This window comes from Bacillus vallismortis (assembly GCF_040784915.1).
Classification (GTDB): domain Bacteria; phylum Bacillota; class Bacilli; order Bacillales; family Bacillaceae; genus Bacillus; species Bacillus subtilis_G.
On record NZ_CP160797.1, the window covers coordinates 2,474,214 to 2,495,910 of the forward strand.

Annotated in this window: 25 protein-coding genes; 1 reads left to right on the forward strand and 24 read right to left on the reverse strand. The window is 44.5% G+C overall.

Features of this window, described 5'->3' with window-relative positions; all coding sequences use genetic code 11:
* Positions 1-66: 66 nt before the first annotated feature.
* Positions 67-498, reverse strand: a complete 432-nt coding sequence (locus ABZM97_RS11965; RefSeq protein ID WP_087990809.1) for a peptidylprolyl isomerase — start codon at positions 496-498, stop codon at positions 67-69.
* A 257-nt stretch (positions 499-755) separates the two neighbouring features.
* On the opposite strand from ABZM97_RS11965, the gene ABZM97_RS11970 reads away from it, so the two are divergent.
* Positions 756-1,628, forward strand: coding sequence for a DUF1002 domain-containing protein (locus ABZM97_RS11970; protein WP_087990593.1), 873 nt, complete (start codon positions 756-758; stop codon positions 1,626-1,628).
* A gap of 30 nt (positions 1,629-1,658) precedes the next feature.
* Here the strand turns inward: ABZM97_RS11970 and lysA are convergent, their stop codons facing one another.
* The 23 genes from lysA to ansA form a co-directional block, all read right to left on the reverse strand.
* Positions 1,659-2,978, reverse strand: coding sequence for a diaminopimelate decarboxylase (gene lysA / locus ABZM97_RS11975; RefSeq protein WP_202327723.1), 1,320 nt, complete (start codon positions 2,976-2,978; stop codon positions 1,659-1,661).
* Between the two features lie 106 nt (positions 2,979-3,084).
* Positions 3,085-4,566: a spore germination protein gene (locus ABZM97_RS11980; RefSeq protein ID WP_087990595.1), complete on the reverse strand. Its 1,482-nt coding sequence runs from the start codon at positions 4,564-4,566 to the stop codon at positions 3,085-3,087.
* On the reverse strand, positions 4,511-5,128 hold the full coding sequence (gene spoVAEA / locus ABZM97_RS11985; protein ID WP_087990596.1) for a stage V sporulation protein SpoVABEA: 618 nt from the start codon (positions 5,126-5,128) through the stop codon (positions 4,511-4,513). Before spoVAEA ends, ABZM97_RS11980 begins: the two co-directional genes overlap by 56 nt.
* A gap of 7 nt (positions 5,129-5,135) precedes the next feature.
* On the reverse strand, positions 5,136-5,486 hold the full coding sequence (gene spoVAE, locus ABZM97_RS11990; RefSeq protein WP_087990597.1) for a stage V sporulation protein AE: 351 nt from the start codon (positions 5,484-5,486) through the stop codon (positions 5,136-5,138).
* Position 5,487: 1 nt separating this feature from the next.
* Positions 5,488-6,504, reverse strand: coding sequence for a stage V sporulation protein AD (spoVAD, locus tag ABZM97_RS11995; RefSeq protein WP_087990598.1), 1,017 nt, complete (start codon positions 6,502-6,504; stop codon positions 5,488-5,490).
* Between the two features lie 13 nt (positions 6,505-6,517).
* Complete coding sequence (gene spoVAC / locus ABZM97_RS12000) at positions 6,518-6,970, reverse strand: stage V sporulation protein AC (protein WP_202327333.1); 453 nt, start codon at positions 6,968-6,970, stop codon at positions 6,518-6,520.
* A gap of 12 nt (positions 6,971-6,982) precedes the next feature.
* Positions 6,983-7,408 (reverse strand): stage V sporulation protein SpoVAB, encoded by a 426-nt coding sequence (spoVAB, locus tag ABZM97_RS12005; RefSeq protein ID WP_087990599.1) that lies wholly within the window; start codon positions 7,406-7,408, stop codon positions 6,983-6,985.
* Positions 7,398-8,018, reverse strand: a complete 621-nt coding sequence (spoVAA, locus tag ABZM97_RS12010; RefSeq protein WP_087990600.1) for a stage V sporulation protein SpoVAA — start codon at positions 8,016-8,018, stop codon at positions 7,398-7,400. Before spoVAA ends, spoVAB begins: the two co-directional genes overlap by 11 nt.
* 126 nt (positions 8,019-8,144) lie before the next feature.
* Complete coding sequence (sigF, locus tag ABZM97_RS12015) at positions 8,145-8,912, reverse strand: RNA polymerase sporulation sigma factor SigF (protein ID WP_087990601.1); 768 nt, start codon at positions 8,910-8,912, stop codon at positions 8,145-8,147.
* Between the two features lie 11 nt (positions 8,913-8,923).
* Positions 8,924-9,364 (reverse strand): anti-sigma F factor, encoded by a 441-nt coding sequence (gene spoIIAB, locus ABZM97_RS12020; protein ID WP_087990602.1) that lies wholly within the window; start codon positions 9,362-9,364, stop codon positions 8,924-8,926.
* Complete coding sequence (spoIIAA, locus tag ABZM97_RS12025; RefSeq protein ID WP_087990603.1) at positions 9,361-9,714, reverse strand: anti-sigma F factor antagonist; 354 nt, start codon at positions 9,712-9,714, stop codon at positions 9,361-9,363. Before spoIIAA ends, spoIIAB begins: the two co-directional genes overlap by 4 nt.
* 95 nt (positions 9,715-9,809) lie before the next feature.
* Positions 9,810-10,979: a D-alanyl-D-alanine carboxypeptidase DacF gene (dacF, locus tag ABZM97_RS12030; protein WP_202327324.1), complete on the reverse strand. Its 1,170-nt coding sequence runs from the start codon at positions 10,977-10,979 to the stop codon at positions 9,810-9,812.
* A gap of 153 nt (positions 10,980-11,132) precedes the next feature.
* A complete protein-coding gene (locus ABZM97_RS12035) occupies positions 11,133-11,948 on the reverse strand; it encodes a purine-nucleoside phosphorylase (protein WP_087990605.1) in 816 nt (271 codons plus the stop codon).
* A 12-nt stretch (positions 11,949-11,960) separates the two neighbouring features.
* Positions 11,961-13,145: a phosphopentomutase gene (deoB, locus tag ABZM97_RS12040; RefSeq protein ID WP_202327317.1), complete on the reverse strand. Its 1,185-nt coding sequence runs from the start codon at positions 13,143-13,145 to the stop codon at positions 11,961-11,963.
* A gap of 163 nt (positions 13,146-13,308) precedes the next feature.
* Complete coding sequence (gene xerD, locus ABZM97_RS12045; RefSeq protein WP_087990607.1) at positions 13,309-14,199, reverse strand: site-specific tyrosine recombinase XerD; 891 nt, start codon at positions 14,197-14,199, stop codon at positions 13,309-13,311.
* A 7-nt stretch (positions 14,200-14,206) separates the two neighbouring features.
* Positions 14,207-14,434 (reverse strand): YqzK family protein, encoded by a 228-nt coding sequence (locus ABZM97_RS12050; RefSeq protein ID WP_003223970.1) that lies wholly within the window; start codon positions 14,432-14,434, stop codon positions 14,207-14,209.
* A 124-nt stretch (positions 14,435-14,558) separates the two neighbouring features.
* Complete coding sequence (gene fur, locus ABZM97_RS12055; RefSeq protein ID WP_010328189.1) at positions 14,559-15,008, reverse strand: ferric iron uptake transcriptional regulator; 450 nt, start codon at positions 15,006-15,008, stop codon at positions 14,559-14,561.
* 112 nt (positions 15,009-15,120) lie between these two features.
* Positions 15,121-15,765, reverse strand: coding sequence for a stage II sporulation protein M (gene spoIIM / locus ABZM97_RS12060; protein ID WP_202327315.1), 645 nt, complete (start codon positions 15,763-15,765; stop codon positions 15,121-15,123).
* A 101-nt stretch (positions 15,766-15,866) separates the two neighbouring features.
* Positions 15,867-16,082 carry a hypothetical protein gene (locus tag ABZM97_RS12065; RefSeq protein ID WP_087990609.1) on the reverse strand — a complete coding sequence of 72 codons (216 nt, stop codon included), beginning with the start codon at positions 16,080-16,082 and terminating at the stop codon, positions 15,867-15,869.
* A 103-nt stretch (positions 16,083-16,185) separates the two neighbouring features.
* Positions 16,186-17,505 (reverse strand): NAD-dependent malic enzyme, encoded by a 1,320-nt coding sequence (locus ABZM97_RS12070; protein WP_087990610.1) that lies wholly within the window; start codon positions 17,503-17,505, stop codon positions 16,186-16,188.
* Between the two features lie 17 nt (positions 17,506-17,522).
* The gene (gene mleN / locus ABZM97_RS12075) at positions 17,523-18,929 is read right to left on the reverse strand and encodes a malate-H+/Na+-lactate antiporter MleN (protein WP_087990611.1); all 1,407 of its coding nucleotides are present in this window, start codon (positions 18,927-18,929) and stop codon (positions 17,523-17,525) included.
* Positions 18,930-19,072: 143 nt separating this feature from the next.
* Positions 19,073-20,500, reverse strand: a complete 1,428-nt coding sequence (gene aspA, locus ABZM97_RS12080) for an aspartate ammonia-lyase (RefSeq protein ID WP_087990612.1) — start codon at positions 20,498-20,500, stop codon at positions 19,073-19,075.
* 45 nt (positions 20,501-20,545) lie between these two features.
* The gene (gene ansA, locus ABZM97_RS12085) at positions 20,546-21,535 is read right to left on the reverse strand and encodes an asparaginase (protein WP_202327305.1); all 990 of its coding nucleotides are present in this window, start codon (positions 21,533-21,535) and stop codon (positions 20,546-20,548) included.
* Positions 21,536-21,697 lie beyond the last annotated feature (162 nt).

Below are 21,697 nucleotides of genomic sequence, written 5' to 3' on the forward strand. Positions count from 1 at the left end.
TTTATTGGTATATTTTTCGCAAATAAAAAAGCTTCCCCCGATACGAGGAAGCCTTTTGCCTGCCTATTAGCCTTCTACACGAACTTCTTTCATGACGTCGCCGTTAGACATGTTTTTCGCGAATTCTAGTCCGCTTGTTACTTTACCAAATACAGTGTGAACCCCGTTCAAATGAGGCTGTGGCTCATGAACGATGAAAAATTGGCTGCCGCCAGTGTCTTTTCCTGCATGTGCCATAGAAAGCGAACCCGCTTCATGAGTGTGCGGGTTTCCTTCTGTTTCACATTTGATTGTGTATCCTGGACCGCCTGTGCCAGTTCCGTGCGGGCAGCCTCCTTGGCTGACGAAGCCCGGAATCACTCGGTGGAATGTAAGACCGTCATAGAAGCCTTCGTTCGCAAGCTTTTCAAAGTTTGCGACAGTGCCCGGTGCAGCTTCAGGATAAAGTTCAAATTCAATTTTGTTGCCGTCTTCTAATAAAAAGTAACCTGTTTTCAATTGTATGCCTACTTTCTTTATTTTAATTTTCAAAGGAGATTATGTATGATAGGTTATAGCCTGTCTCTCCTTGTCGCGGCTATTATACCACACCTTTCGGGGGAAAACGAATCTCCCGGCTTTAGTAAAAAATAAAAATGAAACCTGAATGTCTTTATCTCCGTCTTACCTAACGGAACTGTCTTTTCATCATGATTCAGGTCCTCGCAAAGCAGCTCTACCCCGCTGCTTGTGAAATTGAAGGAGGTCAAACTGCTTTGAAAAAAATATGGATTGGAATGCTGGCAGCGGCCGTTTTGCTGCTGACGGTTCCGAAAGTCAGTCTCGCGGATGCCGCAGTTGGAGATGTCATTGTCACACTGGGTGCTGATTTGTCAGAATCTGATAAACAAAAAGTGCTTAATGAAATGAATGTCCCTGATAATGCCACAACGGTAACGGTGACCAATAAGGAAGAGCATGAATATTTAGGAAAATATATATCGAACGCTCAAATCGGATCAAGAGCGATTTCTTCATCGTCAATAACCATCGCCAAAAAAGGCTCTGGACTGAATGTTGAGACACATAATATTAGCGGCATTACAGATGAAATGTACCTAAATGCGCTGATGACAGCCGGTGTTAAAGATGCGAAGGTGTATGTGACAGCACCGTTTGAGGTATCCGGGACTGCGGCTTTAACCGGATTAATTAAGGCGTATGAAGTTTCTTCTGATGAAGCGATCTCAGAGGATGTGAAGCAAGTAGCCAACCAAGAGCTTGTCACGACATCAGAGCTTGGAGACAAAATCGGTAACGAAAATGCGGCTGCACTGATTGCAAAAATCAAAGAAGAATTTGCTAAAAACGGTGTGCCTGACAATAAGGCTGACATTGAAAAACAAGTGGACGACGCGGCTTCTGACTTAAACGTCACACTTACAGACAGCCAAAAAGATCAGCTTGTCTCCTTATTCAATAAAATGAAAAATGTTGACATCGACTGGGGACAGGTCGGTGACCAGCTTGATAAAGCGAAAGATAAGATTACGAAATTCATAGAATCAGATGAGGGCAAAAACTTCATCCAGAAAGTTATTGATTTCTTCGTATCTATCTGGAATGCGATTGTTTCTATATTCAAATAAGAAAAGGCGCCGAGAGATTCGGCGCCTTTCTTATTGCTTTACACTCGTTTTAAAGGGCAGGTCAAGTTTGACTACATCCTCGTATGTTTCTCGCTTCACGACTAAATGGGCCTCTCCATTTTCTACAAATACAACAGCAGGTCTCGGGATTCGATTGTAATTATTGGCCATGCTGTATCCGTATGCGCCTGTACAAAAAACGGCAAGAAGATCGCCTTCTTTTACTTCTGGCAGATCAATATCCCAAATCAGCATATCACCGCTTTCACAGCACTTTCCGGCAATCGATACCGTATTGTCATGCGCTTCTCCGATACGATTGGCTGTCGCTGCTTCATACTTAGCCTGATAAAGTGCAGGACGAATATTGTCGTTCATGCCTCCGTCTACAGCCACATACTGGCGGACGCCCGGCACTTCTTTTTGAGAGCCAACCGTATAAAGGGTTGTGCCAGCATCTCCCACGAGAGAACGTCCCGGTTCGATCCAAATTTCCGGAATGTTAAAACCGTAACGGGCAGCATTTTCTTTCACAGCATCGATAATTTTTTCAACGTATTCAGTAGCGTGAAGCGGTTGATCTTCTTCGGTATAACGGATGCCGAAACCTCCTCCGAGATTCAACACCTTGGATACAAACGAGTATGATTCTCTCCACTCGTCGAGTTTTTTGAAGATTTTTTCCGCTGCTAACACAAAACCGGCCGTATCAAAAATTTGCGAGCCTATATGGCAATGGACACCCAGAAGCTGAATGTGTTCTGATTGTAATACTTGCTCAATCGCCCGTTCAGTTTGTCCGTTATGAAGATCGAAACCAAACTTCGAATCTTCCTGGCCAGTTGTAATGTAGTCATGCGTATGCGCTTCTACTCCTGGCGTGATTCGAAGAAGAACATCGATGGAGTGTCCCGTTTCTTTACATAGGTCTTCCAAAAGCGAAATTTCATAGAAATTATCCACCACAATGCAGCCGATGCGATGCTCAAGTGCCATCCGCAGTTCTTCCCTGCTCTTGTTATTCCCATGAAAGTGAATGCGTTCTGCAGGGAAGCCCGCTGCAACAGCTGTATAAAGCTCTCCACCGGACACGACATCTAAAGAAAGTCCCTCTTCCTCAGCAAGCTGAATCATTGCAACTGATGAGAATGCTTTGCTCGCATATGCCACCTGTGCTTTAAGCCCTGCAGTCATAAATGCCTGCTTAAAGCTTTTAGCACGCTCACGTATTAAAGCCACATCATATACGTAAAGAGGTGTTCCATATTTTTCCGCTAAATAAAGAGCGTCCACACCTCCGATTTCTAAATGCCCATGTTGATTTTGTCTGCTTGTGCCATGTAAGAACAATGTCATTCCCTCTTTCTTCGCTTATGGGTGAAAAGGACAGTTTTATGGACTGTCCCTTCATAATTAAGACATACATTATCATACTCTTCAGTCAGTTTCAATGCGATTATGAATTGGTAGGTTGCCTTAAGCGATTTCTTGGGTGAACGATACTTGGTCTTACTTTTGCGCCTGGTTTCGCTGTGCGGACCAGTACCTGCCACAGCGCCTTGCCGTTAAAGGGCATCAGCGGCCATAAGTACGGTGTTTGCAGGGATTTGATACTGGCCATGGCAATAATCAGCACTGTAAAACCGATAACAAGCCCTTTTACATGAAATAAGGCGACGAGTATCATGAGGGCAAGTCGGCTCATTTTATTTGCCAAACTCAATTCATAACTAGGCGTCGTAAAGGTTCCGATCGCTGCAAGTGAGACGTATAGAATCACCTCTGGTGAAAACAGGCCGACTTCAATGGCAATCTGTCCGATCAGCACAGCAGCAATTAATCCCATTGCTGTCGATAAAGCGGTCGGTGTGTGTATGGCGGCCATTCTGAGAAATTCGATTCCTAAGTCAGCTAAGAATATCTGCAGGATGATCGGGATATGCGTATCTTTATTTAAACCGATAAATTTCATATTCTCGGGCAGCAGGTCCGGCTGCAGCACAAAGAGAAACCAGATTGGGAGAAGTATAGTGGATGCCATGATACCGAAAAATCTCACCCATCTTAAAAAAGTACCGACTGCAGGCGCCTGCCTGTATTCTTCAGCATGCTGGACATGGTGGAACATTGTCGTCGGTGTAATAATCACACTCGGCGATGTATCAACCATGATGACGACATGGCCTTCAAGCACATGATTGGCCGCGACATCGGGTCTTTCGGTATAACGGACGAGCGGATACGGGTTGTAGCCTTGTTTAATAATGAATTCCTCTACTGTTTTGTCAGCCATCGTTAAGCCGTCGACATCAATGGCAGCAAGTTCTTTTTCCACAATATCTACCAGATCCGGATCTGCAATATCTTCAATATAAATAATGCTCAGATCCGTTTTTGATCGCTCGCCAACCTTTGTCATCTTAATGCGAAGTCGTTCGTCTCTGATCCGCCTTCTGAGAAGGGCCGTATTGACGACGATATTTTCAACAAATCCGTCTCTGGCTCCCCTGACCACCTTTTCCGTATCAGGTTCTTCCGGATTTCTGCCCGGATAGCTTCTGACATCAATAATAAATGCGAAGCCCGTGTCTTCAACAATAACTGCGACTAATCCCGACAGCAACTGGTCAGTCGTTTCATCCAGCGTTTTTACTTTTTCGACCTGGGCGTTAAGAAGCCTGTTTTCGACAATATCGACCAGATGATCTGGATCCTCATCCCGATTGTTAATGGCAACGAGTTCTCTCATTAAATGAATGATAAAGGCCGTATCACATAATCCATTCAAATAGTAGAGCTGGATTTCTTTATCTAAAATGGTGAGCTTGCGAACCCCTACATCGTAGCTCGTTCCCATCCCGACACGGTTTTTAAAGTATGCTTCATTTTTGTCTGGATTCCGATAAACCCGGGTTTTCTCTTTCTTTTGGTCCGGCATGATACCCGCTCCTTTCTAAAATAAACTCGACCGCTTTCATGGTGATGGGCGACCCTTTTGAGATATCGTCTTTTCTGCCCATTTTGCCAATATCCCCGATACCGACAATAAGCGGGAGATCAAGTTTATCAAGGCAATAGACTGTATCTCCGTTCATTCTGTGTTCATCAAATTCCCGTTCCCCGACTTTATCTACACCGTATTCAGTTATTTCTCCATTGCGGTCAATGCTTACGTCAACCCTAGTCCATTCAGCCTGATGTGTTTTTGATGCGACCGCAATCACACCGAGCACTTCAATTGACGGATGCGTGGCGACATAGGTTAGAGCGGCTTCTCCCGGACCCTCTCCTTGAAGGCCGGAGTCGTCAAACATGACAAATACGGGATCATACGGTGCTGAGGTGATCAACTTGACAAGCTCCGCGCCGCTGCGAATGGAGGGATTGCCCTTTGATTGTGATATACATCGCCCTCCCACTTTGCTTGCGGCGTATTCAATTGTTTTAGCGGCGTATACATCCCCGTCTGTTACCAGTATGACCTTTCGTTTTGTCGTCATGTCGGCATTATCCTTTCGGTTTGAAAATAACAGCTACGATAAAGGCGAAGAGAATGGCGGCTGAGATACCAGCAGAGGTCAGCTCAAAAATCCCCATGCCGATTCCGATAAATCCATGTATATGAGCCTGGTGCATGGCACCGTGCAGAAGGCTGTGGCCAAAGCTGACGATCGGAACGGTGGCGCCTCCTCCGGCAAATTCAATAAATTTATCGTAAATGCCAAAACCATCTAAAATCGCGCCACTCACAACAAATGATGTCATGACGTGGGCTGGCGTCAATTTAAAAATATCCAAGAGCAGCTGGCCGACAATACAAATGGCCCCGCCGCATACAAAAGCCAAAAGGTAGTCCATGTTAAGATGCACCTCCCGCACGCTCAAATACAACCCCGTGTGCAATGGTCGGGATGGTTTCTTTTTGCTGGATCATCGTCGGGCTTAACAGCGCTCCAGTCGCCACGACGAATACACGGTTTAATTTTCCTTCTCTCAGCTGCTTAAAAATGTGAGAGTAGGTGACAAGCGCTGAACAAGCACATCCGCTCCCTCCGGCAAAGACCTGCTGATCCGGTGTATAAACTAAAAGCCCGCAATCATCATGCTTTGTGCCGACCGGATAGCCATCTTCTTTTAAGAGATCTTTTACGATAGGAGATCCGACGCCGGATAGATCACCTGTCAGGATTAGATCATAGTCATCCGCTGTCCGGTTGAGATCTTTAAAGTGCTGCTTAATCGTATCTGCTGCCGCCGGAGCCATGGCGGATCCCATATCAAACGGATCTGTAATTCCTAAGTCAGAGACCTTTCCGACAGTCGCGCTTGTGATTTGGATATCACCCCGTGTCTGACTGATAACAACGGCTCCGCTTCCGGTCACAGTAGAGGTGGCGGTGTCCGGTTTTTGCCCCCCGTATTCCGTCGGATAGCGAAACTGTCTTTCCGCTGTAGCATTATGACTGCTGGTGGCAGCGAGCGCTCTCTTGGCAAATCCGCCGTCAACTAAGGCTGATGCGACAGCCACTGTTTCCATTGATGTTGAACAGGCGCCAAACATACAAAGAAACGGGATGTTTAAGTGTCTTGCCACATAGTTGGCCGTTACGTTTTGATTCAGCAAGTCGCCTGCCAGCAATAGATCAATATCATCTTTTGTCAAATTATTTTTTTGAAGTGTTGCATTAACAGCATCTTCCATCAGCTGACGTTCAGCCATTTCCCAGCTTTTTTGATTACAGTGCATTTCATCATAGGTTTTATCATATAAAGAGCCGAGCGGTCCGTCTTTTTCCTTCGGTCCTGCTGCTGTTCCTGCCGAGTTTACAAATAACGGATGTTCAAATACCCAGGTTTGCTTTCCTGTTAATTTCATTTTTCTTCTCCTCCTATGACATCAGTTTCTCAAAAGCAAACCGAATCATTCCGACGATGTACGCAGCCACAACACCGAAAACGATGACATTCCCCGCCAGTTTAAACATGTTTGTCGCTACTCCGAGCACGAACCCTTCGCTTTTATATTCAAGAGCCGCGCTTGCCATGCTGTTGGCAAAACCTGTGACCGGCACGGCTGAACCGGCGCCTGCAAACTGCCCGATTCTGTCATAGATGCCAAACCCGGTAAGCAAGGCTGAAATTAATATCAGTGTTGCCGCCGTTGGATTTCCCGCTGTTTTTTCATCAAAATCGAAAAAATGAATAAAAAAATTTTGCAGACCTTGTCCGATCGCACAGATCAGCCCGCCTACAAGAAAGGCTTTGACACAATTCCAGACGTAAGGCGGCTTAGGCTGATATGTTTTCACTTTTGATTTGTAGTTTTCTTTTATGTTTGTCATCTTGAAACCTCCTTATGAATGATCAATAAAATACAGCCAGTGAAATAAAGACCCCGCGATTTTCCCAATCACGATGGCCATTAACAGAATAATAATTTTACTTCTGAGCCCGATTCGTTTTGCTAAAATCGGCAGGACATTTAAAACCTCTGTAAGGGCAGCTGCGAGCATCCCGACAAACACACCTGCCAGCAGCCCGACCGGTACGGCAATCCATTTTGTTAAAAAAAGATGGTTCATATGAAGCGTCTCCCATCCCCCGAAAACAGCGCCAAGTATAACAGCTGCTTCATAGGCCTGAACGAATCTCATCGTTTTGGTGAGCTGCATCAGCCGCGGAATGATTCCCATTACGGTTAAAAAAGCAACGAAGCCAGCCCCCACCGTGATGCCTCCGCCGAGCCCGACAAAAATAATGAACAATGCACTAACGATCATGCAGGTCCTTTATTGTCTCTTGATTCTCATGCATGGACACATAGTGATCGAGATCAAGCTGATAATTAAACATCTCAACCTCCAGCGGACTGGGCTCTTCATTAAGGCGCTTTTTAAAGATGTGGTTAAAAAAAACGATCATCCCCAGTCCCAAACCGATGCTGTATGGGATTTGAAGCAAGTATGGATAGTCATTCCTCTCTCCGGTTATGATTTCATATAGTGCGATATGAACATCTCTCATGCTTACATCCTCATGAAAGTTCATGATAGCAAGACACGATCCGGTAAACAGAAGCAGCCAGACACCGATAAACAGAACCGTTGACATTTTCCGTTTGCGATATTGAATTTCGACAATGGTTTCTGCTCCGCCAACTGTTTGAACATCAAGTGCCGGATCTTGTAAATGAATGGCTTTAAGGACTTGTATGATATCCAGAATTACGATATTTTTATCTTTTTCGCTCACCTGATAAAGCGGCATAGCCGAAAGTTTCTTTTTCAACTGAATCTGTCCTTCAATTTGCGCTGCATCTCCAACCGTGATGATATCTCCCGGATGGGCCAGCACCCTGTGGCGAAGTCGGATAAATATACGTCGTTCCATTATTGATCACCATCTTTCGGTGGTTATATATGTAGTATGTGGTTCGATTTTGTTCTCATTCATCCGCTCGAAAAGACCATAAATTACCACGCTTTTACACACAAAAAAGCCAGCCTGCATGGCAGACTAGCTATCCGGATGGTCCATTTGAACCTTGATCTGTTTTAATATTTTCTTTTCAAGTCTGGAAACCTGAACTTGAGAGATCCCAAGCCGCTCAGCCACCTCGGACTGCGTTTGGTCTTTATAATATCTGAGATAGACGATTAGTTTTTCCCTTTCTTCCAAATCTCTGATTGCTTCTTTCAATGCAATTTTGTCAAACCACTTTTCTTCAGAGTTGTCAGCGATTTGATCAAGCAGGGTTATTGGATCTCCGTCATTCTCATATACTGTTTCGTGAATCGAAGACGGCGCCCTTACCGCCTCTTGAGCGAGTACGACATCTTCAGCTTCAATCTCCAGATGCCCGGCGATCTCCTGCACTGTCGGCACTCTGCCCAGTGTTTTTGAAAGCTCATCTTTCGCGCGCCGGATTTTGTTTCCGAGTTCTTTTAATGACCTTGATACCTTTACCGTTCCGTCATCGCGGATAAAACGCTGAATTTCACCGATAATCATCGGAACTGCATACGTTGAAAAACGCACATCATAGGTTAAATCAAATTTGTCAACAGATTTTAACAGCCCAATGCAGCCGATCTGGAAAAGATCATCAGGCTCATATCCTCTGTTTAAAAACCGCTGTACGACAGACCAAACAAGACGCATGTTTTTTTCTATGAGGAGGTCTCTTGCCTGCTGGTCGCCATTTTGGCTTTGTTTGATTAATTCCTTTACTTCATGGTCCTTCAGCTGAGCGTTTTTGCCGTTTTTCTTAACCTCCACATCCATAACAAATCTCCTTAATTACAAAGCGCTTTGCTTTTTGATAAGTGCTTTGTTAAGCGAATCGTTGTCCCCATCTCAGGCGAGGAATCGATACTGACATCATCCATGAAATTTTCCATAATGGTAAAGCCCATTCCAGATCGCTCAAGTTCAGGCTTAGTCGTGAATAAAGGCTGGCGGGCTTCGTCAAGATCTGTAATGCCCATGCCTTCATCACGAATGGTCATATATACGACATGATCTTCCAGCGTCACTGAGATGTAAACTTTCCCGTCACAGTTCTCTTCATATCCATGGATAATGGCATTCGTTACAGCCTCTGACACGACTGTTTTAATTTCGGTCAGTTCGTCCATAGTCGGGTCTAGCTGGGCAATAAATGAAGCAACTGTCACACGAGCGAACGATTCATTCTGGCTGAGGGCAGAAAATTCAAGATGCATTTCATTTTTCATGATGCCACCCCCAGTGTCAGCAGCGCCTTCTGCTCAGATTGTTCAAATCTGATAATTTTAAACAGACCCGACATATCAAACAGCCGCTTCACCGCAGGAGAGATAGCGCAAACGACCATTTCCCCGCCAGTTTGCTTAATTTGCTTATATCTTCCTAAAATGACGCCAAGCCCCGAGCTGTCCATAAAGGAAAGGTCCTCCAAGTTCAGTACGATATGGCAAATATCATCCTTCTCCAGTGATTGAGTCACTTTGTGTTTCAGGGTTTCAGCCGTATGGTGATCGAGTTCGCCTGTTAATCGAATACAAAGCACAGATTCTTTGACATGCATGTCAATTCCAAGGCTCATGCTCATTCCTCCTTGATATGATCGGATAATGAGTGTTTCGATTTCGACGGAATAAATTCCTTCACCGTGACAAAACTAGTGGTCATTCGGCATAATTACTTAAATTTTGTCCAGTCTCCCATCGTCCGCTTCAAGAATGTTAAGAAACCGGCTTTCTTCATATCTTCTTTAGCAGCAACAGGACTTTCAGCAAGCACTTCTCCATCCTTTTTCAGAACGAGTGTGCCAAGCTCCTGGCCTTTTTGAATCGGAGCACTTACATTGTCATTCATTTTGATTTCTTTTTTCACATTTTTCATATCCTCGCCTTTTTTCGTCAATATTGAAATCGGCTCAGAAGTAGTGAGTTCGATAAATGTTTGTTTTCCTTTTTTGACCTTTACTTTTGCTACTATTTCATTTCGTTTATATAAAGGATGTGTTTCGTATTGACTAAAAGCGAAATCAAGCATCTTTGTGACTTGCGCGTTTCTTTCTTTAGGTGTACTCGCCCCGAACACAACCGCAATGGCCCGCATGTTTCCTTTTTTAGCCGAAGCTGTCAGACAATATTTCGCCTCTCCTGTATAGCCCGTTTTCACGCCGTCTACACCATGGTAAAATTTAATAAGCCGATTCGTGTTGACGAGCCAAAACTTTTTATCTGTATTTTCCCGCAGGTAATCCTCATACGTGCCTGTAAATTTCGTGATTGATTCGTATTTCAATAATTCCTTAGCCATGATTGCCATGTCATAAGCAGAGCTGTAATGGCCCTCCTCGGTCAGTCCGGTCGGGTTTTTAAAAGATGTGTTTTTCAAGCCCAGCTCTTTTGCTTTTTTGTTCATCTTGTTTACAAATTCTTCTTCAGAGCCGGAAATAAATTCAGCCATCGCTACGGAAGCGTCATTTCCCGAAGCGATTGCGATGCCTTTCAGCATTTCTTTGACAGTCATTTCCTCACCGGGCTCGAGGAAAATTTGTGATCCGCCCATTGAAGCCGCATGCTCACTTGTCCGGACCTTATCATTCATTTTGATTTTGCCTTCATCTAAAGCTTCCATAATTAAAAGCATCGTCATAATTTTCGTCATGCTTGCGGGAGCCAGTCTCTCATTGCTGTTCTTGTTGTAAAGCACTTTTCCCGTGTCACGTTCTATCAGCACCGCAGACTTCGCTTCATGAGCAAGCTCCGATGTGCCTTTTCCGTCTTGTTTTGCAAATGCAGACGGTGCAAATGTAAGCAGCATGATACCAATCAACAAAGTGGATAAAAGACGTTTCATCTCAAAAGCCCTCCATTTCATAATCTTTTTTATTTTTTCCAAGCGGGATGGTTTTATACGCCACTGATGGAAAATGTTTCGTATCTTTTTTGGGCATAAAAAAAGACAGCTGCGTCATATTAGACACAGCTGTCTTTTGATCTTACTATTGTTTTATTCGTATTGAGCGACAACTGCTTTTACGAGCTGCAAGAATCCTGCTTTTACTTTTTCCGTCACTTCCATTACTTCAGCATGACTTAAAGGCTGATCCAGAATTCCGGCTGCCGCGTTAGAGATGCAGGAAATGCCAAGGACACGCATTCCGGCATGATTAGCCACAATAACTTCCGGAACAGTGGACATGCCGACTGCGTCAGAGCCCATTGTTCTTAAGAAACGGACTTCTGCCGGTGTTTCGTAAGAAGGTCCTGTCACAGCGGTATACACGCCTTTTTGGATCGGAATGTTAAGGTTTTTCGCAACCTTTTCAGCCAAGCCGGATAGATCTTTGTCATAGGCTGAAGACATATCTGGAAATCTGGCGCCGAAATCGGCTTCGTTTGGCCCGATTAACGGATTTGTTCCCATAAAATTGATATGATCGGTAATGATCATTAAGTCTCCCGCACGGAATTCAGTGTTGACGCCGCCAGCGGCGTTTGTCACGATCAATGCTTCCACGCCGAGCGCTTTCATCACACGTACAGGGAAAGTGACTTTCTCCATTGAATAGCCTTCATAAAAATGAAAACGGCCCTGCATCGCAATGACGGAAACTCCTTCAAGGGTGCCAAGCACAAGCTGGCCGGCATGTCCTTCAACAGTAGATACCGGGAATTCTGGTATGTCTTCATATTTCAGTTTGACCGGATTTTCGATTTCGTCTGCCAAAATACCAAGACCAGATCCTAAAATAAGGCCGATCTTTGGAGATTCCGGCAGTTTTTGCTTAATAAAAGCGGCTGCGCGTTCGATTCTGTCTTTCAAGAAACAGTCCCCCTATTGTAATGAAGATAAAAAGCTTTTTCCGTATTTCGGTTTATTCGCTTGGAAATTATCAGCGATCGTCGCGCCGATATCAGCAAATGTATCTGCAAGCGGCAGCATTTGCACGTTCTTATGTTTTTTGCTGTAAGCGAGAATCGGCACATACTCGCGTGTATGGTCGGTTCCGTGATGAACCGGATCGTTGCCGTGGTCGGCTGTAATGATTAACAAATCGTCTTCTTTCATTTTCTCAAATACTTCCGGAAGCCGCGCATCAAATTCTTCAAGCGCGCGTCCGTAGCCTTCCGGATCACGGCGGTGCCCGAATAAGGCGTCAAAATCAACAAGGTTCGCAAAGCTCAAACCTGTAAAGTCTTCTCCCAGCGTGTCGATCACCTTGTCCATTCCATCCATATTGGAAACTGTTCTCCGTGAAGAAGTAATGCCTTCTCCGTCATAGATATCAGAGATTTTTCCGATTGAGATCACATCTAAGCCGCTGTCTTTCAATTCATTCATGACAGTGCGGTCAAACGGCTTAAGCGCATAGTCATGACGGTTTGGTGTCCGTTTGAATTGTCCCGGCTCTCCGACGAACGGCCGTGCGATAATGCGGCCTACCATATACTTCGGATCAAGCGTCAGCTCTCGCGCCGTTTCACAAATACGGTACAGCTCCTCAAGCGGCACAACCTCTTCGTGAGCGGCAATTTGCAGAACAGAATCAGCAGATGTGTATACAATTAAAGCCCCTGTCTCCATGTGTTCTTGGCCAAGTTCATCCAAAATCGCTGTGCCGGAAGCCGGCTTGTTTCCGATAATTTTGCGTCCAGATCTCTTTTCCAGCTCCTGAAGCAGTTCATCAGGAAAACCTTCCGGGAACACTTTAAACGGTTTATCAATATACAAGCCCATGATCTCCCAATGGCCGGTCATGGTATCTTTACCGTTAGACGCTTCTTGCATTTTTCCATAATACGCAAGCGGATGTTCTGTTTTTTCCACACCTTTGATATCTCCAATGAGACCAAGGCCGAGTTTTGCCATATTCGGCATATGTAATCCATTCATATGCTCGGCAATATGCCCGAGCGTATTGGCGCCTTCGTCATTAAAGTCAGCGGCGTCCGGCGCTTCGCCGATTCCGACTGAGTCCATCACAATTAAAAACACACGATTATATTTGTATGCAGGCATCTTTGAAAGCCTCCTTTTTTTCTATACGTCTATTGTATCGCTAAGAGGTCTGACAACTCAAGTATAAACCGTTTTCATTCCCGTTGACAATGCATTCAGAAATAATGAGAAACTTCAATATTTTCTGTCGCGCTAAACAAAAAAGCCGCAGCCCCCCCTGCGGCTAGGCGCGCGGATGAAACTGCTTGTACACATCCTTCAGCCTTGTTTTCGTCACATGCGTATAAATTTGCGTCGTGGATATATCCGCATGGCCGAGCATTTCCTGCACCGCTCTAAGATCAGCCCCGTTCTCAAGCAGATGCGTCGCAAAGGAATGCCTGAGTGTATGCGGGGTCAGCTCTTTTTTGATTCCGGCTTCAAGGGCGATTTTCTTTAGGTTTTTCCAAAACCCCTGACGGCTGATTTGCTTGCCGTGATGATTTAAAAAGAGGGCGTCAGACACTTTGTTTTTCAGTAGTTTCCCCCTGGCTTTCGTCATATATTCCTCAATGGCGGAAGCGGCAGCTTCACCGATTGGCACAATCCGTTCTTTTCTTCCTTTCCCGAAGCAGCGGACAAAACCCATGGATAGATGAACATCTGCCGTTTTCAATTCTATCATTTCACTGACTCGTATGCCTGTCGCATAAAGCAGCTCCAGCATCGCTTTATCCCGATAGCCGAAAGGGCTCGTCAGTTTAGGCGTGTCCAATAATCGCTCGACCTCATTGAGCGCGAGCACCTTCGGAAGCGCCCGTTCGGTCTTTTGTGTTTCGATATGAACGGAAGGATCCTTGTCCGTCACCTTTTCCCTGAGCAGAAATTGGTGAAAAGAGCGAATGGATGCCAAATGCCTCGCTGATGTCTTGCCGGATTTCCCCGAGTCCTTCAAATGCTTTAAATATTGGATAATATGTATGCGGGTTACGTGATTCCAATCTGTAACATGAAGGGTTTCTGTTACATAGAGAGAATAGCTTTTCAGGTCCCGTTCATAGGATACCACCGTGTTTTGTGAAAGCCCTCTCTCTACCATGACGTAGTGGATGAAATCCTTTATTTGATCTTTCACTCTAGATCTACTCCCCGTTTTGGTAAAAAAAGATCAACCGGTCGAACCATCCGCCTTTTTCATCCTGATCCATTTCAACAACTTTTACAGCGGAGCCTTCCGGTTTATCGTACCGATGATAGTTTTCATATTCTTGATTCACCCATATCATAGCATAATAGAACAGAGCGGTAAAACCGGTAAACAGGATGAAAACTTTCAATGCATCGAGAGCTGTTTTCAGGAATCTTCCCATGTCTTAATCGATCCTTTCCCTATGGTTCCAGTTATTTAAACCATATGCCAAATCAGAAAGGTTTTATACATAGAAACAGCAAAAAACCCTTTCCCCGTGAGAAAAGGTTCGCGCTCGGCATCGTCTATTCAGTTTCTGTTCCGTTACAGCGGTGGCAAATGCCGTGAAACGTCAATCTATGATCTTTAATCTTAAATTTCCAATCACGTTCAATGATTTCTTCCACGTCTTCAAGCAAATCTTCTTCAATTTCATCAACGGCTCCGCACTCCATACACACCAAGTGATGATGAAAGTGAGCTGCGCCCTCTTTCCGTAGGTCGTAACGGGACACGCCGTCTCCAAAGTTAATTTTATCAACGACTTTTAATTCAGTTAATAATTCAAGCGTACGGTATACTGTTGCGAGACCGATCTCAGGAGATTTCTCTTTTACGAGGAGGTATACGTCTTCTGCGCTTAAATGGTCTTCTTCGTTTTCAAGCAGCACTCTTACTGTCGCTTCACGCTGAGGCGTAAGTTTGTAGCTGGATGAGTGCAGTTGTTTCTTAATTCGATCAATACGGTTTTCCATGTCTTTCCCTCCTACGCCGCATTCCATGACTCATTATAACAAAATACGCGCAGAGTTCCAACTATAATTATTATAAACTGATAAATAAAATGTTTTTCTTTTAATAATCATTTTAAAAAAGTCTCAATGTAAGCTTTTCCATTAACACAGGAGATAAATATGCTTCAAAGAGAGATGAGATCAGTGCTAAAAACAGAATGACCAGAAGCACGAGGGCATATTGGCCGAACCACTGAATCGGCGCATCATGCAGGCTTCGTTTAACGAACAGCTGCCTGATTAACTTTAATGAAAACGCAATTGCACATGTGCCCATAATGAGATAAGCCGGAATTAGCAGTACATTTTGCGGCAAAACGGAGACAAAGGATAAGAAAAAACCGCTGATTCCCATCTGATTGACGAGAAATCCGACAGTAAAGCCGACAACAATTCCTTTCAGAAAGATCATGATGAAAATAATCGGCATCCCAATGACGGAAATCCCCAATATCCACATCAGCCCTAAATATTTTACATTATGAAAGATACTTTGCCCAAACATATCGGATGAACTTGCCTGTTTTCCATCCGAAAGCTGTCCGAAAAATTGGCTTAAATAGTAATATAAATCTTCTTTCTGGCTGATGGTCATGCTGTTGACAATAATCGCCCCAAAAATGACACCCATGAAAAACAGGACTGAGACAAATATATAAAGAGAGAGATGATCTTTGACATGTCTGAGAAAGATGTCCTTATAAGAAATTTTTCGCATTCCGTTTCCTCCCGCCCGCTCTAGTGATTTGATTTAATAGATTGTATGAAAGAAACGGAAAAACATGCCCTTTTTCAAAAAGGAACGCTAGGAGAAGAATGCTAGGCGGCTTTTTTGGGCACAAAAAAACCCTTATCATCAACTGATATATGATCATAAGGATTCTTGGGCTTTCTTGTATTCAACATCTCTTTTTTGCTTTTCGTCATTCTTTCATGTGTACTGAAGGATGGTGTGCTGCCTCTTGATAATAAGACGTCACGTCCGCCGTTTCTCAGCAAATGCTCCCGCTTCTTTTTCGCTCGGCTTTTTGCCATGCTAATCACTCCCTTATTGATTTTCATAGCAATTATAGCAAAAAAATGAACTCATGATGGAAAAAAAGCAGCACCTTGTATGCCAGGTGCTGATTTACTTCATTTATTTCACTGCTGTAAGAGCTGCTCGCTCGACCGCAGCTGCTACCTCATGATGGACTTTTGAGTCAAGCGGCTGAGGAACCACATCGCCTTGCTTTGTGCAGGCTGCGATGGCCTCTGCTGCAGCGACAAGCATATCATGATTAATCTCCTTGCTTTTTGCGTTGAGCGCCCCTCTGAAAATACCCGGGAAGCCAAGCACATTATTAACAGAACGCCCGTCAGCTGCATATGCGGCGCCAGCCTGCAGCGCGGCCTCCGGCTCAATTTCCGGCTTCGGATTCGATAAAGCCAAAATCACCTGGCCAGAACGTACAAATGCTGGTTTAATTAACCCGGGAACTCCGGTTGTGGCAATGATAATATCGCATGTTTCCATGAGCTCCTCGATGCTGGCAGCTGCCTGTCCGCCATATTGTTCGAGACGGTTCATCGCTTCCTCAGATTTGTCTGTTCCGTATACAGCTTTTACGCCATAGGCCATAAACATCCGGCAGATAGCCACGCCTGCTGCGCCCAGACCGATTTGCCCCACCTTCGCTTCTTTCAGGTCAACACCCGCGCTCCTGCATGCCGAGATGGCAGCAGCCAGCGTCACAACAGCTGTACCGTGCTGATCATCGTGCATAACAGGGATGTTCAGCTCCTCTTTTAGGCGGTCCTCGATTTCGAAGCAATGCGGCGAGCCGATATCCTCAAGCAAGATGCCGTTAAAACCTGGTGAAATATGTTTTACTGTTTTGATGATCTCTTCAGGATCACTCGTATCAAGCAATATCGGTATGCCGCTGATACCCGCCAGCTGATCAAACAAAGCAGCCTTTCCTTCCATGACAGGCATGCCTGCCACAGAGCCGATATTCCCAAGACCGAGAATTGCCGTTCCATCCGTTACAATCGCGACAGAATTGCTGATTGTTGTATAAATAGAAGCTTTTTCGGGGTCTTTTTCGATCAGCCTGCACACGTCTGCAACACCTGGTGTATAGACACGCCCGAGCTCTGCCAGTGAGCGGATCGGCATTTTGCTTTTCATTTGGATTTTTCCGCCTTCATGTGCGGACAGGACTTCATCAGATACGGTGTGAAGCCTGATCCCTTCTCCCAGGCCCTGTACAGCCGCGATCACTTCCTGAAGCTGTTCTTCATTCTCCACTTGAACGGTAATATTCCGCATTGTGTAATTGGGTCCGACTTTTACTGTCTCCACTTCACCAATATCCCCGCCCAGAAGGCCGATTGCCGTCGCTACCCTTCCAAGATTTCCGGGAACCGAAGGCGTTTCAATCATCAGTGTCCGAATCATGTGTTTCGCTATCATTCAGTGATCCTCCCCAATTAGCCTAGTTTTTCGGCTTTAGCTGTATTGTTTTTCGTATACCATATAAATTTTCCTGTATAACCATAGATAATAGCAAGACCTATTGCAACAAAACTGAGCCACATAAACGGCAGATAGGCGAAGGTAGAAACCCCTAAAATACCAGCCATGTAAATACCGTTATCAGACCAAGGGACCATACCTGAAGTTAATGTCCCCCCCACCTCTGAGTTACGGGATAGCACCCTTCTGTCTAGATTCAATCGATCATAACTGTTTTCCATAATCTTCGGTGTCAAAATAAGAGATACATACATCGCACAGCCGAAGATGTTCGCTAAAAATGCTACAATCAGCGTAGATATAGTGACGTTGCCCGGTGATGTTAATTTCTTTTCAAACATAGAGACGATCACTTTTAAGACGCCAAGCTTTTCAAGCAGCCCGCCAAATCCGAGACCAAAGATAATGACGACAAGGGAACCGAGCATTCCGACGATGCCTCCGCGATTTAACAGGCCGTTCAAGAATTCAACATCTGTTTTAATAGAGAAGCCGTTGTAGGCAGTTGCAATCGCATCCGCTGGATTCATGCCTTGGAAAACAACAGCCCAGATAGCGCCAAGCAAAGCGCCAATTACGATAACCGGCATTGACGGCTTTTTCATCGCCAATAAGACGATGACGACAACAGCCGGGATCAGCATCCAAATATGAATGTCAAACGTATTTTGCAAAGAAGATTTCAAAAATTCAACTTTATCAAGATCAATATTTTTCCCGCCGTACATAAAACCGGTAATTGTAAAGAGGATTGCCGTAATCACATAAGCTGGCACAGATAAAAAGAGCATGGCTCTGACGTGGTCTAAGACGTCCACTTTCGCTAGTGAAGATGCGAGAACTGTGCTGTCTGAAAGAGGTGACAGCTTGTCCCCGAAATAAGCGCCTGAAAGAATAGCGCCCGCTACAAGAGGAAGCGGAAGGCCTAATCCTTCTCCAATTGCGATCATGGCAATACCGGCAGTCCCGACTGTTCCCCACGACGTACCTGTTGCTACAGACATAATGGAACAAATAATTAACGTTGCAAGTAAAAAGATACTAGGATGAATAAATTCTAAACCATAGTAAATCAGAGTCGGTACGATCCCTCCGGCGATCCATGTTCCAATAAGTGCTCCTACTGAAACAAGAATCAGAACAGCTTCAAGACCGTTTGATATACCATACAGAATGGCATTCTGCATATCTTTATAAGAATAACCGAGTCTGATACCGAGAATCATTGCGATAAACCAGGAAATGAAAAGCGCAAGCTGTATCGGCAAGTCTAAAAAGACTGTAAACGACATGACAAGTGCTAAAAATGATCCTAGAACAATAATTATTTCGAATAATGTTGGCAGTCTTACATCCTTCAAAAGAAGTCCCCCTTCATGTAAAAAGCTAAAACGCTTTCAATAAATAGTGCAATACACGTATACTATACTTCCTCATCCCTATGTTGTAAACAGCTTATTCATCCGATTATCCGGAGATGAATAAGCTGTATTTTGTTCAAATTTTATTTTTCTAATAGTTCTTTCCCTGCAATCCCTGGTTTTGTCATCTCATACGGGTTTAAAATAGTATCCAATTCTTCCTCTGTCAGCACATCATGCTGCAGGCAAAGATCACGGACTGATTGGCCTGTCATAATGGCTTCCCGGGCAATTCGGGCTGCCGCTTCATATCCAAGATGCGGATTGACTGCAGTGATCACACCTGCGCTTTTTTCCACGTACTGTTTCAAGCGTTTTTCATTGGCCTCGATGCCTTTTAAACAATTGTCAGTGAACGAACGGAAGCCGTTGTTCATGATGCTGATGGATTGAAGCAAATTAAAGACAAGCACGGGCTCCATCACGTTCAATTCAAGCTGGCCGGCTTCTGAAGCAAGGCAGATTGTATTATCGTTTCCGATGACCTGAAACGCAATTTGGTTGATCAGCTCTGCCATAACCGGATTGACTTTACCCGGCATAATGGATGACCCCGGCTGACGTGCAGGCAGAGAAATTTCCGCAAGTCCGGCGCGCGGGCCTGATGCCATTAAGCGAAGATCGTTTGCGATCTTAGACATGTTCATCATGCAGACCTTTAATGCTGCTGACACCTCTGTATAAGCATCCGTATTTTGTGTGGCATCAACAAGATGATCAGCGCCGACAAGAGGAAGCCCGCTAATATCAGCAAGATGCTTCACTACCTGTTTGATATATTCTGGATCTGCGTTCAGGCCTGTGCCGACAGCAGTTGCGCCCATGTTGACCTCATACAGGTGCTGGCGTGATTGCTTGATTCGTTTGATATCACGCTCCAGAACGCGGCTGTACGCTTCGAATTCCTGGCCGAGACGAATCGGAACAGCATCTTGAAGGTGTGTCCGCCCCATTTTAATAACAGAATCAAATTCCTGTGCTTTTTGTTTGAACACACTATGCATATCTTCCATTGTTTTCAACAGTTTTTCTAAAAGATTCAACGTGGAAATATGAATAGCAGTCGGGAACACATCGTTGGTTGACTGTGACATATTCACATGTGTGTTTGGGCTTAAATGGATATAATCGCCCTTTTTATGTCCCATAATTTCGAGCGCCCGGTTTCCGATCACCTCATTTGCATTCATATTCATAGAAGTTCCGGCACCGCCCTGAATCGGATCGACGATAAACTGATCGTGCCATCTGCCTTCCAGAATCTCGCCAGCGGCTTGTACGATAGCTTGGCCAATTCCTTCATACAGCCGTTTCACGTCCATATTGGCAAGAGCCGCAGCTTTTTTTACGATCGCCAGCGCGTTAATCATTTCTTCATGGATCTTGTATCCCGTAATCGGAAAGTTTTCAGAAGCACGGAGCGTCTGAATTCCGTAATAAACATCCGCTTCAATTTGTTTTTCCCCAAGGAAGTCTTTTTCCACACGGTATTCTTTTTGGCCGTTTAACATAATCTTTAACCTACTTTCTCTTTGGTGGTTATCGTTTTTGACCTTTTAGAGGACAACGTCATCAGCAATCGGCGTTTCCATAATTCTCTTGACGACAGCAAGATCCGAAGACTGGCCGAGTGCCCACATTAATTTTGGCACGATTGCTTCTGTGTTCATATTTCTGGATCGGATAATTAAATCTTGGTTGACTCTGCGGCCGACTTCGTAAATGCTCATGTCTTCGCCTTCTTCCAGACATTGAGTTGTGATGACGACGACGATTCCGCTTTCGATCAGCTCATTCACTTTCGACAAAATGTCTCTGCCTTCAAACGGCACGCCTCCGCTGCCGTAACTTTCAATGACGATTCCTTTGAAGATGCTTTTTAAGGCATCAAACATTTCAGGTTTTAAGCCCGGATGCAGCTTCAGCAGACATACATCTGTGCATAGTGAAGTATCAACTTTAAAGGTGTCGTTCTCAGGTTCCGTTACTTGTTTGTTGTATTCGATCCCGTCTTCATTGATAAAAGCGATATATGGGTAATTGATGCTTTCAAATGCGTCGTAGCTTTTCGTTCTTAATTTGATCGCACGTGTTCCTTGGATGACTCTGCCGTCAAACACAACATAAACGCCGCCCACACCTTCACAGGCAAAGCGAATGGCGTCTGTGATATTTTTTTTGGCGTCCGTTTTTTGAAACGTGATTGGAATCTGCGAGCCAGTGATCACAATCGGTTTATTGGCATGCTGCAGCATATACGATAATGCGGCAGATGTATAGGCCATTGTATCTGTACCGTGAGTAATAACAAACCCGTCATAGGCATCATAATTTTCCTTAACAGCTTGTGCTATTTCCACCCAGTATTCAGGCTGCATATTGGTGCTGTCTATATTCATAAGCGACTGAGTTTCCATCGTGTAATCGTTATCAAGTTTTGATACGTAACTTAATAATTCATCAGCCTTGACCCCGGGAGCCAGCCCATTTTCCCCTTCAACTGAAGCAATCGTTCCCCCAGTTGTCAACATCAATAATTTTTTCATACCATGCACCTCTTCACTGTATCTAAAGATGGGTTGCGAGAAGTATTCGCTTTTCGCATACTTTTAATGCCATTATAGACACGGAAAATAAAATACGCAAGACATTATTATTCAATTCGCGTACACTTCCTAATACCTATATGATATAATCAGCTCAAGGTG

Bases quoted from the DNA above. Each gene is read 5' to 3' on its own strand.
- ABZM97_RS11980 (WP_087990595.1), bottom strand. From the start codon at position 4,566: ATGCCGGACCAAAAGAAAGAGAAAACCCGGGTTTATCGGAATCCAGAC.
- spoVAEA (WP_087990596.1), bottom strand. From the start codon at position 5,128: ATGACGACAAAACGAAAGGTCATACTGGTAACAGACGGGGATGTATAC.
- spoVAE (WP_087990597.1), bottom strand. From the start codon at position 5,486: ATGGACTACCTTTTGGCTTTTGTATGCGGCGGGGCCATTTGTATTGTC.
- spoVAD (WP_087990598.1), bottom strand. From the start codon at position 6,504: ATGAAATTAACAGGAAAGCAAACCTGGGTATTTGAACATCCGTTATTT.
- spoVAC (WP_202327333.1), bottom strand. From the start codon at position 6,970: ATGACAAACATAAAAGAAAACTACAAATCAAAAGTGAAAACATATCAG.
- spoVAB (WP_087990599.1), bottom strand. From the start codon at position 7,408: ATGATCGTTAGTGCATTGTTCATTATTTTTGTCGGGCTCGGCGGAGGC.
- spoVAA (WP_087990600.1), bottom strand. From the start codon at position 8,018: ATGGAACGACGTATATTTATCCGACTTCGCCACAGGGTGCTGGCCCAT.
- sigF (WP_087990601.1), bottom strand. From the start codon at position 8,912: ATGGATGTGGAGGTTAAGAAAAACGGCAAAAACGCTCAGCTGAAGGAC.
- spoIIAB (WP_087990602.1), bottom strand. From the start codon at position 9,364: ATGAAAAATGAAATGCATCTTGAATTTTCTGCCCTCAGCCAGAATGAA.
- spoIIAA (WP_087990603.1), bottom strand. From the start codon at position 9,714: ATGAGCCTTGGAATTGACATGCATGTCAAAGAATCTGTGCTTTGTATT.
- dacF (WP_202327324.1), bottom strand. From the start codon at position 10,979: ATGAAACGTCTTTTATCCACTTTGTTGATTGGTATCATGCTGCTTACA.
- deoB (WP_202327317.1), bottom strand. From the start codon at position 13,145: ATGCCTGCATACAAATATAATCGTGTGTTTTTAATTGTGATGGACTCA.
- ABZM97_RS12050 (WP_003223970.1), bottom strand. From the start codon at position 14,434: ATGGGAAGATTCCTGAAAACAGCTCTCGATGCATTGAAAGTTTTCATC.
- fur (WP_010328189.1), bottom strand. From the start codon at position 15,008: ATGGAAAACCGTATTGATCGAATTAAGAAACAACTGCACTCATCCAGC.
- spoIIM (WP_202327315.1), bottom strand. From the start codon at position 15,765: ATGCGAAAAATTTCTTATAAGGACATCTTTCTCAGACATGTCAAAGAT.
- ABZM97_RS12065 (WP_087990609.1), bottom strand. From the start codon at position 16,082: ATGGCAAAAAGCCGAGCGAAAAAGAAGCGGGAGCATTTGCTGAGAAAC.
- ABZM97_RS12070 (WP_087990610.1), bottom strand. From the start codon at position 17,505: ATGATAGCGAAACACATGATTCGGACACTGATGATTGAAACGCCTTCG.
- aspA (WP_087990612.1), bottom strand. From the start codon at position 20,500: ATGTTAAACGGCCAAAAAGAATACCGTGTGGAAAAAGACTTCCTTGGG.
- ansA (WP_202327305.1), bottom strand. From the start codon at position 21,535: ATGAAAAAATTATTGATGTTGACAACTGGGGGAACGATTGCTTCAGTT.